Origin of the sequence: Aeromonas sp. (assembly GCF_050252055.1) — a bacterium.
Classification (GTDB): Bacteria; Pseudomonadota; Gammaproteobacteria; order Enterobacterales; family Aeromonadaceae; genus Aeromonas; species Aeromonas caviae.
The window spans coordinates 264,929-279,359 of sequence record NZ_JBFWLQ010000005.1 but is presented as its reverse complement, the minus strand read 5'-3'; the positions used below and the strand labels follow the sequence as shown (position 1 = coordinate 279,359).

16 protein-coding genes and 1 pseudogene are annotated in these 14,431 nt (G+C 63.3%); 14 read left to right on the top strand and 3 right to left on the bottom strand.

The annotated features are described in order from the left end of the window. Positions 1-237: 237 nt before the first annotated feature. The 3 genes and pseudogenes from AB7E19_RS11410 to AB7E19_RS11400 all read left to right on the top strand — a co-directional run bounded on the left by AB7E19_RS11410 (position 238) and on the right by AB7E19_RS11400 (position 2,431). Positions 238-663 carry a DUF4124 domain-containing protein gene (locus AB7E19_RS11410; RefSeq protein WP_042017203.1) on the top strand — a complete coding sequence of 142 codons (426 nt, stop codon included), beginning with the start codon at positions 238-240 and terminating at the stop codon, positions 661-663. A gap of 469 nt (positions 664-1,132) precedes the next feature. Further along, positions 1,133-1,891, top strand: a pseudogene (locus AB7E19_RS11405) (PAS domain-containing protein); the annotation flags it as partial. 6 nt (positions 1,892-1,897) lie between these two features. Beyond that, complete coding sequence (locus AB7E19_RS11400) at positions 1,898-2,431, top strand: methyl-accepting chemotaxis protein (protein ID WP_257978395.1); 534 nt, start codon at positions 1,898-1,900, stop codon at positions 2,429-2,431. Between the two features lie 72 nt (positions 2,432-2,503). Here AB7E19_RS11400 and AB7E19_RS11395 read toward each other — a convergent pair whose 3' ends face one another. Both AB7E19_RS11395 and AB7E19_RS11390 read right to left on the bottom strand, forming a co-directional pair. Further along, complete coding sequence (locus AB7E19_RS11395) at positions 2,504-2,701, bottom strand: hypothetical protein (protein WP_039038678.1); 198 nt, start codon at positions 2,699-2,701, stop codon at positions 2,504-2,506. Positions 2,702-2,762: 61 nt separating this feature from the next. After that, positions 2,763-3,659, bottom strand: coding sequence for a DMT family transporter (locus AB7E19_RS11390; RefSeq protein WP_427935306.1), 897 nt, complete (start codon positions 3,657-3,659; stop codon positions 2,763-2,765). Positions 3,660-3,770: 111 nt separating this feature from the next. Here AB7E19_RS11390 and rsxA point away from each other — a divergent pair, with 111 nt between their 5' ends. The 8 genes from rsxA to gloA all read left to right on the top strand — a co-directional run bounded on the left by rsxA (position 3,771) and on the right by gloA (position 11,216). Further along, a complete protein-coding gene (gene rsxA, locus AB7E19_RS11385) occupies positions 3,771-4,352 on the top strand; it encodes an electron transport complex subunit RsxA (protein WP_039038677.1) in 582 nt (193 codons plus the stop codon). 4 nt (positions 4,353-4,356) lie between these two features. After that, positions 4,357-4,923 carry an electron transport complex subunit RsxB gene (gene rsxB / locus AB7E19_RS11380; protein ID WP_042017194.1) on the top strand — a complete coding sequence of 189 codons (567 nt, stop codon included), beginning with the start codon at positions 4,357-4,359 and terminating at the stop codon, positions 4,921-4,923. A gap of 14 nt (positions 4,924-4,937) precedes the next feature. After that, the gene (rsxC, locus tag AB7E19_RS11375) at positions 4,938-7,568 is read left to right on the top strand and encodes an electron transport complex subunit RsxC (RefSeq protein WP_427935304.1); all 2,631 of its coding nucleotides are present in this window, start codon (positions 4,938-4,940) and stop codon (positions 7,566-7,568) included. 3 nt (positions 7,569-7,571) lie between these two features. Beyond that, positions 7,572-8,624: an electron transport complex subunit RsxD gene (gene rsxD / locus AB7E19_RS11370; protein ID WP_010674314.1), complete on the top strand. Its 1,053-nt coding sequence runs from the start codon at positions 7,572-7,574 to the stop codon at positions 8,622-8,624. Between the two features lie 43 nt (positions 8,625-8,667). Further along, a complete protein-coding gene (rsxG, locus tag AB7E19_RS11365; RefSeq protein WP_124245078.1) occupies positions 8,668-9,300 on the top strand; it encodes an electron transport complex subunit RsxG in 633 nt (210 codons plus the stop codon). A gap of 16 nt (positions 9,301-9,316) precedes the next feature. Further along, a complete protein-coding gene (locus tag AB7E19_RS11360) occupies positions 9,317-10,075 on the top strand; it encodes an electron transport complex subunit E (RefSeq protein WP_010674312.1) in 759 nt (252 codons plus the stop codon). 14 nt (positions 10,076-10,089) lie between these two features. After that, positions 10,090-10,731, top strand: a complete 642-nt coding sequence (gene nth, locus AB7E19_RS11355; protein WP_005302279.1) for an endonuclease III — start codon at positions 10,090-10,092, stop codon at positions 10,729-10,731. 77 nt (positions 10,732-10,808) lie between these two features. Further along, positions 10,809-11,216, top strand: a complete 408-nt coding sequence (gloA, locus tag AB7E19_RS11350; protein ID WP_010674310.1) for a lactoylglutathione lyase — start codon at positions 10,809-10,811, stop codon at positions 11,214-11,216. 69 nt (positions 11,217-11,285) lie between these two features. On the opposite strand, the gene AB7E19_RS11345 is transcribed toward gloA, so the two are convergent. After that, positions 11,286-12,917: a methyl-accepting chemotaxis protein gene (locus AB7E19_RS11345; RefSeq protein WP_139736559.1), complete on the bottom strand. Its 1,632-nt coding sequence runs from the start codon at positions 12,915-12,917 to the stop codon at positions 11,286-11,288. Positions 12,918-13,212: 295 nt separating this feature from the next. Here AB7E19_RS11345 and AB7E19_RS11340 point away from each other — a divergent pair, with 295 nt between their 5' ends. From AB7E19_RS11340 to AB7E19_RS11330, 3 genes are read left to right on the top strand one after another with little or no spacing between them, the layout of a single operon-like run. Then, entirely contained in the window at positions 13,213-14,142 is a 930-nt protein-coding gene (locus AB7E19_RS11340) for a ZIP family metal transporter (RefSeq protein WP_010674308.1), read from the top strand. Beyond that, positions 14,139-14,282 carry a hypothetical protein gene (locus tag AB7E19_RS11335; protein WP_427935299.1) on the top strand — a complete coding sequence of 48 codons (144 nt, stop codon included), beginning with the start codon at positions 14,139-14,141 and terminating at the stop codon, positions 14,280-14,282. The genes AB7E19_RS11340 and AB7E19_RS11335 overlap by 4 nt, the downstream gene beginning before the upstream one ends. Further along, positions 14,279-14,422: a hypothetical protein gene (locus AB7E19_RS11330; RefSeq protein ID WP_427935297.1), complete on the top strand. Its 144-nt coding sequence runs from the start codon at positions 14,279-14,281 to the stop codon at positions 14,420-14,422. The genes AB7E19_RS11335 and AB7E19_RS11330 overlap by 4 nt, the downstream gene beginning before the upstream one ends. Positions 14,423-14,431 lie beyond the last annotated feature (9 nt).

The following is a 14,431-nucleotide window of genomic DNA, read 5'->3' as shown; positions in this document are numbered from 1 at the left end:
GGGGCATAAGATACCTCATTGCGGCCCGTTATGGTGCTCTGATGTGTTGAACTGCGGGGAAACAGGCAGGGATCCGTCGCTTTGTGCCGCCATGGCACACCCATTGCGCAGGAGATCTCCCCGCCATGGACCAGAGAAAAGCGACGTGAGGACCGGAATGTCGCTCCCGAAACGGGGCCGTTGTCTGACCTTGCGCCATGTACTAGTGTGCAAGGAAGAGGATTCAAGGAGGAGTCTATGTCACGCATGCTGGTCATCTCTCTCGCCTGCCTGGGGCTTGCCAACGTCCCCGTTGTCCAGGCGGCTGTCTATCAATGCGCCCGCGACGGGCGGATCACCTTCAGTGACATCCCCTGCAGCAGCGATGCCAAACCCATGGCACTCAATGTCTATACCCCCTCCCCCGAGGCGGTGGAGCAGGCGGCCAACCAGACCCGGGAGATAGAGCAGAGCCTGGCGAACGGCCAGAAACAACGCCAGGCCGAGGCGCTGCGCACCGAGATCGAGGCCAAAAAGCAGAAGATGAACAACGAGATGACCCAGATCACGGAGAACAAGGCAAGATCCCGCAATGTCTCGGCAGAGATGCAGTCGGTCACTACCCGATATCAGAAAGAGATTGAGTCCCTGAACCAGAAACTCTCCACCTTGCAGGCAAAATAAACACTCCCTGTTTCGGGACAGAAAATATACCGAAGCGGCAATGTCGTCACGGGTTCACACATGCCGCACATCCAGAACATCACACCCTTGGCCGTTTATTTCTCACACCAGAGGATCAGATAGCGGCTATTTCCAGATCCCCGCCTCCACCTAATTTCACTGTGCCCATATAAGACTCATTAAATACCCATGCAGGCCACATGGCGCGCCACTGGGTTCATATGAAGGCGATATATAGAATAGTCAGTGCCAAAAGAGGCGCCTTCATGCCAATATTCCCTGGGGCCAGGGCGGCCCAGGAGATAAATAACCCTTGTACGAGACCCCACAATTAAGAAGCCATTTATCAACATTGAAAAATAAAAAGTTAATTTGAGTTCGATGACGACTCATCAGGACGCAATGCTATTGTTAATTTACTCAGATTTGGTCGTTATCCCATTCAAGGGTCTCATGGAGGAGCGCTGTCATGTTCTGGAATCAAAAAGCAAGCAAGGAAGCCAGTGAGCAAGCGGCAAGGGTGGTGGAGCTGGGGGCATTTGAACAGGCTATCCAGTTGCAGGTCCCCTTCGTCCAGTTCACCCCGGCGGGAGTGGTCACCTTCGCCAACGCGCTGTTTCTCAAGATCGTGGGATATGAGCGTGACGAGGTGATTGGCAAGCATCACAGCACCCTCTGCTTCCCCGACGACGTCAATACCCGGGATTACGAGACCTTGTGGCAGGATCTGCGCCACGGCGTCTCCCGCAGCGGCCGCTTTATTCGCCAGTCGAAATCCGGCAAGGCCGTGTGGCTGGAGGCGACCTATTTCCCCATCGTGATCGACGGCAAGGTGGTGCGGATCGCCAAGGTCGCCTCCGACGTGACCCAGCAGCAATCCACTCTGGAGCGCACCCAGGCCCTGCTGGCAGCCCTGGACAAGTCCCTGGCGGTCATTGATTTCCAACCCGATGGCACCGTCATCACCGCCAACCAGAATTTCCTCAACTGCTTTGGCTACCGGCTGGAAGAGGTGGTCGGCAAGCATCATCGCCTCTTCTGTGACAGCGATTTCTACCAGAACAACCCCCATTTCTGGCAGGATCTTGGCTCGGGTGACATCAAGTCAGGGCTTTTCATGCGTCTGGATCACCGGGGGGAGAAGATCTGGCTGGAGGCCACCTACAACCCCATCTTCAACCACGAGGGCAAGGTGGTCAAAATCATCAAGCTGGCGAGCGACATCACCGAGCGGGTGGAGAAATCCATCTCCACCCGGGAAGCGGCCCAGAAGGCGTGTGCCATCGCCAGCGAAACCGTCGCGAGCGCCGCCAGGGGGCGGGAGGTCATCGACAGGGTGCTCGACACCTCCTCTCACATCAACACCTCGGTCAATGCGGTCAGCAAGCAGATAGAGCAGCTCAACCAGCAATCCAGGAGCATCGAATCCATCATCTCCACCATCAGCGGCATCGCGGATCAGACCAATCTGCTGGCCCTCAACGCGGCCATCGAGGCGGCCCGCGCCGGGGAACAGGGACGGGGATTCGCGGTCGTGGCCGACGAGGTGAGGCAACTGGCGGCGCGCACTTCCAGCTCCACCAGCGAGATCGTCACCGTCATCAAGCACAACTCGGAGATCACCTCCCAGATCACCCAGACTGTCTCCGTCGTCTCCGACAAGGCGGTGGCAGGTCAGGAGCAGGCCACCATCATCGCCGACGTCATCAAGGAGATCATCGAGGACGCCAACTCGGTGTCGGACACCGTCAAGAGCCTCTCCATCTGAGCGACAGCTGCCAATGACAACGGGGGGCCCAGGCCCCCCGTTGTCATTGCTGTCCGCCCACCCGAAACCCGCTCAGCCATCCCCCAGGAGATAGTGTCTGGCTTCCTCGTCCGCCAGCGCGAGGGCGATGTCCCATAGCGCGGCGATGCAGAGCCCCTCCTCCCCCACCGCTTCCTCTTCCAGCGCCTCCAGGGCTCTGGCATCGGCCAGGGTAAAGGGGGGATGGCTCAACAGGCTTTTGGCCGCGGCCAGCAAGTGCATGTCGCTCATCGGTCGGCTCCTTCTTCGACAGCGTGTTTCCCTGCCCAGACTGTAGCCCAATGGCGGCGACTCATCCCCCGGCGGCGACGGCCTGCGCACGCTTCCTGCCGGACGGCAGCTGGCCCACCCCGATGCCGACCAGCACGGCGGCACAGGCCACCCATTGCTGGGCCGTGAGCGTCTCTCCCAGCAGCAGATAGGCGAGCAGCAGGGTAAAGACCGGGATGAGGTTCACATAGGCCGCCGCCAGGGTCACCTTCACCTGGGTCACCGACCAGTTGTAGAGCAGGTAGGCACCCAGGGTCACGAAGGCACCGAGGAAGAGGATGACCCCCATGTCCTGCCAGGCCCAGCTCGCGGGCCAGGGCGCACTGAAGGCAAAGGGCGCGAAGAAGAGCGTGCCGACGAAGGCCTGCAACGCCGTCAGTGTCATCACGCCGTAGCGGCTGGAGAGCTTCTTGAATACCACAGAATAGGTGGCGGCGCAGAGCATGGCGCCCATCTCCAGGCTGTTGCCGAGCAGGGCGTTGGGAGCGAACTCGTCGGCGCCCTCCCCCAACCCCAGCAGGGCGATGCCAACGATGGCGATGGCAAAGCCCAGCAGTTGGCGGCGACTCACCCGCTCTCCAAGCAGCACGAAGGCCACCAGGGCCACCATCAGCGGAAGCAGGGCACAGACCATGCCGGCCTGGCCGGCACTGGTGTAACGCAGGGCGTTGACTTCCAGAAGGAAGTAGAGGCAGGGCTCAAGCGCCCCCATCAGGGCCAACCAGCGCCAATCCCCCTTCTGGTAAGTGACGCGGCCAAGCTGGCGGTAGCAGAGCAGCCAGCAACAGGACGCCACCCCCATCCGCATGAAGAGCACCTGACCGAAGGACCAGATTTCCAGCACATGTTTGAGGGCGATGAAGGAGCTGGACCAGAGCAGCATGGCCAGGGTCAGCGTCAGGACGGGTAAAGGGCGCACAATGCCTCCATGAATTGGGCATTCGAATAATAACCATACGGCCTTGCGGTTGTCTAAAGGCACCTAACATCAGATAATACGGCCGCCTTCATACCGGATAACCCATCTTCAATGACTGAGTACCTGCTTTTACTGGTCGGCACCGTGCTGATCAACAACTTCGTGCTGGTGAAGTTCCTCGGCCTTTGCCCCTTCATGGGTGTCTCCGGCAAGCTGGAAACCGCCATCGGCATGGGTCTGGCCACCACCTTCGTCATGACGCTGGCCAGCGCCTGCTCCTATCTGATGGAGCACTATATCCTGATCCCGCTGGAGATCGCCTACCTGCGCACCCTGGGCTTCATTCTGGTGATCGCCGTGGTGGTCCAGTTCACCGAGATGGTGATCCGCAAGAGCAGCCCGACCCTCTATCGCCTGCTCGGCATCTTCCTGCCGCTCATCACCACCAACTGTGCCGTGCTCGGCGTGGCGCTGCTCAGCATCAACGAGCGCCACAACTTCATCCAGAGCATCATCTACGGCTTCGGGGCCGCCGTCGGCTTCTCCCTGGTGCTGATCCTTTTTGCCGCCATGCGTGAGCGGCTGGTGGCCGCCGACGTGCCGGCACCGTTTCGTGGCGTCTCCATCGCCATGGTCACCGCTGGCCTGATGTCGCTGGCCTTCATGGGCTTTACCGGCCTCATCAAGATATAACGCTATGATTCACATACTCTTTGCCATTCTGGTGCTGGCCCTGCTTGCCCTGGCCTTCGGCATCATTCTCGGCTTTGCCGCCGTCAAGTTTCATGTGCAGGCCGATCCCATCGTCGATCAGCTCGATGCTCTGTTGCCCCAGACCCAGTGCGGCCAGTGCGGTTACCCGGGCTGCAAACCCTACGCCGAAGCCCTGGCCAATGGCGACAAGATCAACAAGTGCGTGCCCGGTGGCGACGCCACCATGCGCAAGATTGCCGACCTGATGGGGGTCGAGCCCCAGTCTCTGGACGGCGGTGAAGACGCGGCAATCCCCGTCAAGAAGGTGGCCTTCATTCACGAAGACATGTGCATCGGTTGCACCAAGTGCATCCAGGCCTGTCCGGTCGACGCCATCCTGGGTGCCACCAAGGCGATGCATACCGTCATCGCGGCCGAGTGCACCGGGTGCGACCTCTGCGTCGACCCCTGCCCGACCGACTGTATTGAAATGATCCCGGTGCCGACCACGGTCGACAACTGGAAATGGGATCTGGCCAAGGTCGCCATTCCGGTCAAGATAGTGGAATAAACAGCGGAGTAACCATGCAGCATCTGCTCGAACGCATCAAAGCCGGCACTCTGTGGGATTTTCACGGCGGCATCCATCCCCCCGAGAACAAGCACCAGTCCAGCCTGACCCCCGTCGTTGACGCGGGCCTTCCCCCACAGCTCATCATTCCGGTGCGCCAGCACGCGGGTCCGGCCGGCGAACTGCTGGTGCGGGTGGGGGACAAGGTCAAGAAGGGGCAACCCCTCACCCGTTTTGACAAGGGACGCATCGTGCCGGTGCACGCTTCCACCTCGGGCACCATCACCGCCATCGAGCAGCACACGGTGGCGCACCCCTCCGGTCTTGACGATCTCTGCATCCTCCTCACCCCGGACGGAGACGATGCCTGGGGCGAGCGCACACCCCAGCCTGACTACTGGAACCTGGAGCGGGGGGCGTTGCTCGAGCGCATCCAGCAGGCCGGCATCGCCGGGCTCGGCGGCGCCGTCTTCCCGACCCACAGCAAGCTCGACGGCCGTGGCCAGCTCACCGAGATCCTCATCGTCAACGGGCTGGAGTGCGAACCCTACATCACCACAGATGACCGTCTGATGCAGGAATACGCCGACGAGATCATGGACGGCATCCGGGTACTCAAGCACCTGCTCAAGCCCAAGCTCACCCTGATCGGGGTGGAAGACAACAAACCGGCGGCCATCGAGGCCCTGACCCGCCATGCCAGCGACGCCGACGTGCTGGTCAAGTCGGTACCGACCAAGTACCCCTCCGGCGGCGCCAAACAGACCATAGAGCTGCTCACCGGACGCCAGGTGCCCAAGGGAGGCCGGGCGGTGGACATGGGCATCATGGTGCTCAACGTCGCCACCGTCTTTGCCATCAAGCGCGCCATCATCGATGGGGAGCCGCTCATCGAGCGCATCGTCACCCTCACCGGCGACGCCTTCAAGAAACCCGGCAATGCCTGGGTGCGTCTGGGCACGCCGGTACGCTGGCTGCTCCAGCGTTTCGAGCTGCAACCGGAGGCGGATCAGCGGGTCATCATGGGGGGCCCCATGATGGGCTTCACCCTGCCCCACGCCATGGTCCCCGTGGTCAAGGCCACCAACTGCCTGCTCTCCCCCACCCGCGCCGAGCTGCCGCCCCCCGGCCCGGAACAGGCCTGCATCCGTTGCAGTGCATGCGCCGATGCCTGCCCCGCCACCCTGCTGCCCCAGGAGCTTTACTGGTACAGCCGGGTCAAGGAGTACGACAAGGCCGAGAAGCTCAACCTCTTTGACTGTATCGAGTGCGGCGCCTGTGCCTGGGTCTGCCCGAGCGAAATCCCCCTGGTGCAGTACTACAAGATCGCCAAGGATGACATCCGCGAGGCCCGTGCCGAGGCCGAGAAGGCCGAACGTGCCAAGCAGCGCTTCGAGGCCAAGCAGGCTCGCTTCGAGCGTGAGAAGGCGGCCCGCGAAGCCCGCCACGCCGAGGCCGCAGCCCAGCGTCGCCAGGCCATGACGACGGCCGGGGGCGAAGATCCGGTCGCCGCCGCCCTGGCCCGCATCAAGGCCAAACAGGAGACGGCCCAGGTGGCCGTGAGTGAACCCGCACCGGACAACGAGGCCATGATTGCCGCCCGTGAGGCACGCAAGCAGGAGGCCATCGCCCGTCGTGCCGCCAAGGCCGCCAATGGCGAGGGCAATGGGCTGGCTGACACCCCGGCACCTGGGGAGCAACATCCCAAGGCAGAGCTGGATCCCAAGAAGGCCGCCATCGCCGCCGCCCTGGCACGTGCCAAGGCCAAGAAGGCCGCCCAGGCGCAAGGTGACGGGCCGGTGGTCGCGGATAAAACATCCGTGAACACAAGCGATAACGCCGTTGAGGCCCCGGCCGCCGCATCCGAGCCCGCCGCCGAGGTGGACCCCAAGAAGGCGGCCATTGCCGCCGCCATCGCCCGGGCCAAGGCCAAGAAAGCCGCACAGGCGCAAGGTGACGCACCGCTGGATGCGGATAAGACATCTGTGAACACAACCGAACACGCCGTTGAGGCCCCGGCCGCCGCATCCGAACCCGCCGCAGAGGTGGATCCCAAGAAGGCGGCCATTGCCGCCGCCATCGCCCGGGCCAAGGCCAAGAAAGCCGCACAGGCCCAAGGTGACGCACCGCCGGACGCGGATAAGACATCCGTGAACACAAGCGATAACGCCGTTGAGGCCCCGGCCGCCGCATCCGGGCCTGCCGCAGAGGTGGACCCCAAGAAAGCGGCCATTGCCGCCGCCATCGCCCGGGCCAAGGCCAAGAAAGCCGCACAGGCGCAAGGTGACGGGCCGGTGGTCGCGGGTGAGACATCCGTGAACACAAGCGATAACGCCGTTGAGGCCCCGGCCGCCGCATCCGAGCCCGCCGCCGAGGTGGATCCCAAGAAGGCGGCCATTGCCGCCGCCATCGCCCGGGCCAAGGCCAAGAAGGCTGCTCAGGCGCAAGGTGATGGGCCGGTGGTCGCGAGTGAGACATCCGTGAACACAAGCGATAACGCCGTTGAGGCCCCGGCCGCCGCATCCGGACCCGCCGCCGAGGTAGACCCCAAGAAGGCGGCCATCGCCGCCGCCATCGCCCGGACCAAAGCCAAGAAGCTGGCGGCCGAGGCCGCCTCCTCCCCTTCGACCGACAAGAGCCACTGATCCATGTTCAATATCGCGAGTGCGCCCTTTGCCCACAACCGCAAACAGACCCAGACCCTGATGGTGCTGGTGATCCTGGCCTGCCTGCCCGGCTTCCTGGCGCAGACCTGGTTCTTCGGCTGGGGGACCCTGATCCAGATCCTGCTGGCGCTGGTCACGGCCCTGGGTTCGGAGGCCCTGGTCCTTCGCCTGCGTGGCCGCCCCGTCAAACCGGCCCTGCTGGATGGCAGCGCGGCGCTCACCGCCGTGCTCATCGGTCTCTCCCTGCCCCCCCTGCTGCCCTGGTGGATGCTGGTGCTGGGCACGGCGTTCGCCATCATCATCGCCAAGCATCTCTATGGCGGGCTCGGTCAGAACCTGTTCAATCCTGCCATGGTGGCCTATGTGCTGCTGCTGGTCTCCTTCCCGGTCCAGATGACCAGCTGGCTGCCCCCCTCCAGCATCGCCGCCTACGACATCGGCTTCGCCGATGCGGCCTCGGTGATCTTCACCGGCTTCAGCCTCGACGGCTACAGCATGCTGCAGCTCAAGCAGGGGGTGGATGGCCTGACCATGGCCACGCCGCTGGATACCTTAAAGACCGGACTGACCCAGGGACTGACCGCCACCGAAGTGATGACCCACAAGGTCTTCGAGGGCTGGGGTGGTATCGGCTGGAGCTGGGTCAACCTCGGCTACCTGCTGGGAGGCCTCTTCCTGCTCCAGCAGAAAGTGATCAACTGGCGCATTCCGACTGCCGTGCTGGGCGCATTGCTGCTCGCTGCCACCCTGGGCTATCTGGCCACCCCGGATGCCACCGCCACCCCCATGCTGCACCTGTTCAGCGGTGCCACCATGCTCGGGGCCTTCTTCATCGCCACCGATCCGGTGAGTGCCAGCACCACCGCAAAGGGGCGCCTCGTCTACGGTGTGCTCATCGGCGTGCTGGTCTATGTCATCCGCCGTTTTGGCGGCTATCCGGATGCCTTCGCCTTCGCCGTGTTGCTGGCCAACCTGTGCGTTCCCCTGATTGACAGTCTGACCCGCCCCAAGGTCTATGGAGCCCGTCGCAAATGAACCCCCATCTGAATTGCCGCAGACGCGAGACAGGGAGCCTCCCATGTTGAAAAGCATGCGCAAGAATGGCCTGACCCTGGCCCTCTTTGCCCTCGGCTGCACCGCCATGGTGGTGCTGACCAACGAACTGACCCGGGATCGCATCGCCCACCAGCAAGAGCTGGAGAAGCTGCGCACCCTGCAGGCCCTGCTGCCCGAGGGGAGTTATGACAACGATCTGGTGGCCAGTTGCAAGCTGGTCAGCAGCCGGGAATACCTGGGCAGCGATGAGCCCATGCCCCTCTATACCGCCACCCTCAAGGGGGTGCATACCGGCTACGCGCTGGAAACCGTGGCCCCCGATGGTTACAGTGGAGCCATTCGCATGGTGGTCGGCACCGATGCCAAGGGGGCCGTCAGTGCGGTCAGGGTGCTGGCCCACAAGGAAACCCCGGGGCTTGGTGACAAGATAGAGCTGAAGAAATCCAGCTGGATCGAAAGCTTCACCGGCAAGTCCCTCACGACCGACAACGACACCACCTGGGCGGTGAAGAAGGATGGCGGCGAATTCGACGCCTTCACCGGAGCCACCATCACCCCGCGGGCCGTGGTCAAGGCGGTGAAAAATTTGCTGAGGCTGCAACAGGAGCACCCCGAACTGCTGCACGATGCCCCCTCCTGCCATACCAACCCCTAACGCCGGAGCACACGCTATGGAACAAGTCGACGTGATTGACACGGCCAGCCAACCCGCCGGGGAAAGTGGCCGCCGCGAAGAGCTCAAGGAGCTGATGCTGCAGGGACTGTGGAAGAACAACCCCTCCCTGGTGCAGGTGCTGGGGCTCTGCCCCACCCTGGCGGTCTCCTCCACCTTTACCAATGCGTTGGGGCTCGGCCTTGCCACCATGGTGGTACTGGTCTGCTCCAACCTCGCCGTCTCCCTGGTGCGCAACTGGGTGCCCAAGGATATCCGCATCCCGGTCTACGTGATGATTATCGCGGCCCTGGTGACCAGCGTGCAGCTGTTGATGAACGCCTACACCTACGGCCTCTATCAGGCGCTCGGCATCTTCATCGCCCTCATCGTCACCAACTGCGTCATCATCGGCCGCGCCGAAGCCTATGCCTCCAAGAATCCGCCCCTGCTTGCCGCCCTCGACGGCTTCATGATGGGGCTGGGCTTTACCCTGGTGCTGCTGGTACTGGGGGGCCTTCGCGAGATCATCGGCATGGGCACCCTGTTTGACGGTGCCGAGCTGCTGCTGGGTGACTGGGCCAAGTCATTGCGCGTCGAGCTGTTCCACGCCGACGCCAGCCTGCTGCTGGCGATCCTGCCCCCCGGCGGCTTCATCGGCCTCGGCTTGATGATCGCCGGCAAAAACGCCATCAACGACTGGATGGGCCGCAAGCAGAGTGCCGAGAAGGCCCACTGCACCGTGCCGGCGGCGGGCGCCCGCACTACCCAGCTCTGAGACAAGAGAGAGCCATGAACAACCAGAAACGCAGGCTGATCCTGGAGCGGTTGCGCGATGACAACCCCCATCCCACCACAGAGCTCAACTTCACAACGCCCTTCGAGCTGCTCATCGCCGTGCTGCTTTCGGCCCAGGCCACCGACGTGAGCGTCAACAAGGCCACCGACAAGCTCTATCCGGTGGCCAACACCCCCCAGGCCATGCTGGATCTGGGGGTGGATGGGGTCAAGGAGTACATCAAGACCATCGGCCTGTTCAACACCAAGGCCGAGAACGTCATCAAGACCTGCGCCATTTTGCTGGAGCGCCACGGCGGCGAGGTGCCGGAGAATCGCGAGGCCCTCGAGGCCCTGCCCGGCGTCGGCCGCAAGACCGCCAACGTGGTGCTCAACACCGCCTTCGGCTGGCCCACCATCGCCGTCGACACCCATATCTTCCGGGTCTCCAACCGCACCGGCTTTGCCGTGGGCAAGAACGTCGATCAGGTGGAGGAGAAGCTGCTCAAGGTGGTCCCCGCCGAGTTCAAGCTGGACGTGCACCACTGGCTCATCCTGCACGGGCGTTACACCTGTCTCGCCCGCAAGCCCCGCTGCGGCTCCTGCATCATCGAAGATTTGTGCGAATACAAAGAGAAGGTCTATCCCGAGAGTTGATCTGCAGGCCTCTGCGGATCCGGTCTCGGGCCATGGATTCAAGGCAGTACCAATCCACCAACCCGGAGAATTGAGCAATGAGAATTCTGCATACCATGTTGCGCGTCGGCGATCTGCAACGTTCCATCGACTTCTACACCCGAGTGCTGGGCATGACACTGCTGCGCAAGAGCGAGAACAGCGAATACAAGTACACCCTGGCCTTCGTCGGCTACGGCGACGAGAAGGATGAAGCCGTCATCGAGCTCACCTACAACTGGGGGGTGAGCGAGTACGAGCTCGGTTCCGCCTATGGTCACATCGCCCTGGAAGCGGACGACATCTATGCCACCTGCGAGGCGCTGCGCGCCGCCGGCGCCAAGATCACCCGCGAACCGGGCCCGGTGAAGGGCGGCACCACCGTCATCGCCTTCGTGGAAGACCCGGACGGCTACAAGATTGAGCTGATTGCCAAGAAAGACGCCGGTACCGGCCTGGGCGCCTGAGCCCACGCCGCCTGGCGGTGAGAAAAACAACGGGGCCCAGGGCCCCGTTTTCATTGGCTGCGGCCACCGTCAGGCCAGGCGGAAGCGCCCCATGCTCTGGCGCAGACCCGCCGCCAGCTGGCTCAGCTCCAGACAGGCTTTGGCGGTATGATCCGCGCCGGTCGCGACCTCGTTGGAGGAGTCGTTGATGCGCGCCACGTTGCGGCCCAGCTCATCGGAGACCGCATCCTGCTCGCCACAGGCACTGGCAATCTGGATCGCCATGTCGGCTATCTGGGCCACCGCCTCTTCAATCTGACGAATGCCCGCGCTGGTGCGTTCGCTCTGGCTCACGCACTGGCGGATCATCTCGCAACTCTGGCCGGTCACCGACTTCGCCCGATTGGCACGGGCCTGCAGGGTCTCGATGATGGCGACGATTTCGCCGGTGGAGGCCTGGGTACGCCCCGCCAGGGTGCGCACCTCGTCGGCAACCACCGCAAAGCCGCGCCCCTGCTCACCGGCACGGGCCGCCTCGATGGCGGCATTGAGTGCCAGCAGGTTGGTCTGGTCGGCAATGCCGCGAATGACATCCACCACCAGGTTGATCTGGGCGGACTCTTTCTCCAGTTCACTCACCAGGTTGCCCGCCTGCTCCATCTCACCAGCCACCCGGGCGATGGCATCCAGGGCCCCCTGCACATCCTGACTGCCGCGACGAGCCAGGGCATTGGCGGAGCTTGCCGACTCCGAGGCCACCTCGGTGTTGCCCGCCACATCCGCTACCGTTGCCTTCATCTGGGCCATGGCGGTGGCGACCTGGGCTATCTCCTGCTGCTGGCTCTGGATCCCCTGGGATGATTGCTCGGAGACCGCGCTCACCTCCTCGATGGCGGCCCCCAGTTGGGTCACGGCGGCGGCCACCTCCTCGATGAGCCCACGCAGGTTGTCCTGCATCTTGAGGGAGGCGCTGGCCAGCATCCCCAGTTCGTCCTGCCCGATGTGCTGGCGATCCAGCCGATGGGTCAGATCCCCCAGGGCGATGGCATTGGCCTGGGCCACCACGGCTTGCAGGGGCAGGCAGATCTGGCGGGTGAGGAACCAGGTCATGACCCCCATGAAGATCAGCAGGGTCGCGATGCTCACCACGGCAAAGGTCATCACCATGGTGACGCTGCCAAGCAGGCTGCCACGGTTCTCTTCCACAAAGCCAAGATTCACCTTCACCAGGGCACGCACCGCCAGCTCCAGCTCGGTGTAGAGCCCGTTCGAGCGAAACAGCGCCTCCCTGGCCTCATCCCTGCTGCCCTGGAACAACAGGGCATCCACCTGGTTGACGGCCCCCAGATATTGCAGCCACTGCTGCTTGACGCGGTTGAAGGCCTGGCGTTCATGCTCGGCCCCCACGGTTGCCTCGTAGGCATCCATGACCTGCTGCACCTTGCCCAGGCTCTCCTGGATGCGGGCGCGGCGAACCTGCCTGTCGACGGCATCTTCCACCATTAGCAGGGCAAACTGGGCACGGCGTACATAGGAGACGTCGTAGAGCAGGTTGTCCACCGAGAGCACGCTTGGCAGGGTGGAGTCGGTGAAGTTCAATACCCGATCCCGAATGTCCCGCAGTTCGGTGGCGAGAAACAGGCCGAAGACGGCGTTGATGACGGCAATGACCGCAAAGACGGCGGCAATTTTCTTGCCGATGGAGAGATGCTTGTAAGACATGTTGGCTGGTGATCCTCGACTGCAGATGTGCAGTGACACAATGATCACATCCGTGTAAGCGGTGACCCGAGACTCCTGACGGGAAATGACGATGGGAGCGAAGAGAGGGGATCCCTTGCTTCCCGCTCGCCCCACGCCGGGCCTTGTGCCCGCCACGAGGCTGCCAGCACAGGAGCGACCAGCTCGACGCAAAACTTGAGCCGATTGCCACAATCGGTCCGCCGTCATGGACAAAGCAGGGGCCAGGTTATGTAATGGCCGCTCGTCTCTCCCCATTCCTGTCTTCAGAGGCCCCATGGACAACGTATCGACCCTCTCCCCTTCCTGGTCTGTCCAACTGCGCGAGCAGATAGCGGATCGCCCCCTCATCGCCCTGGGGCTGCTGCTCGCCCTGGTCGCCGTGCTGCTGCTCCTGGTGCAGAGTCTCGTCATGCTGGCAGCAGGAGAGATCACGCCCGGGGTACGCTATGGCCTCATCGGCGGCGCTGCGGGTTTTGCCGCCACGGCGCTGGGCGCCCTGCCTGCCCTGTTCCTGCGCGCCGTTCCCCAACGGGTGGAAGATGCCATGCTGGGGTTCGCCGCCGGCATGATGCTGGCGGCGAGCGCCTTCTCCCTGCTGCTGCCGGGGCTCGAGGCCGCCGAGGGGATCACGGGTGACGGCTTCCTCGCCGCCGCCGTGGTGGTGGCTGGTATGACCCTCGGGGTGCTGCTGATGCTGGGACTGGATCAATTCACCCCTCACGAACACGACAAGACCGGCCCCTGTGGTCCCGGCCATGAGAGCTGCTCACGGGTCTGGCTGTTCGTCTTCGCCATCGCCCTGCACAACCTGCCCGAAGGCATGGCCATCGGGGTCAGCTTCTCCCAGGGGGACATGACGGTGGGACTGCCGCTTACGACCGCCATTGCCCTGCAGGACATTCCCGAAGGGCTGGCGGTGGCGCTGGCCATGTGCGCAGCCGGTTTTCGCCCGTCGGTGGCCGTGCTGGTCGCCATCGGCAGCGGCCTGCTGGAACCGCTCGGCGCCCTGCTCGGGGTCGGACTCGCCAGCGGCATGGCCATCGCCTACCCCATCGGCCTCGGGCTCGCGGCCGGTGCCATGCTGTTTGTGGTCTCCCACGAAGTGATCCCGGAAACCCATCGTAACGGCCACCAGACCCACGCCACCCTGGGCCTGATGGCAGGCTTCGCTCTGATGATGACGCTGGATACAGCCCTGGGATGAAACGCCGATGCCCCATGCAACCCGTGGTCTCCCACGAGGTGATCCCGGAAAACCATCGCAACGGCCACCAGACCCACGCCCCCCTGGGTCTCATGGCGGGCTTCGCCCTGATGATGACACTGGATACAGCCCTGGGGTGAGACGCCGACGCCCCATGCAACCCATGGTCTCTCATGAAGTGATCCCGGAAACCCATCGTAACGGCCACCAGACCCACGCCACCCTGGGCCTGATGGCAGGCTTCGCCCTGATGATGACGCTGGATACAGCCCTGGGGTGAGACGCCGAT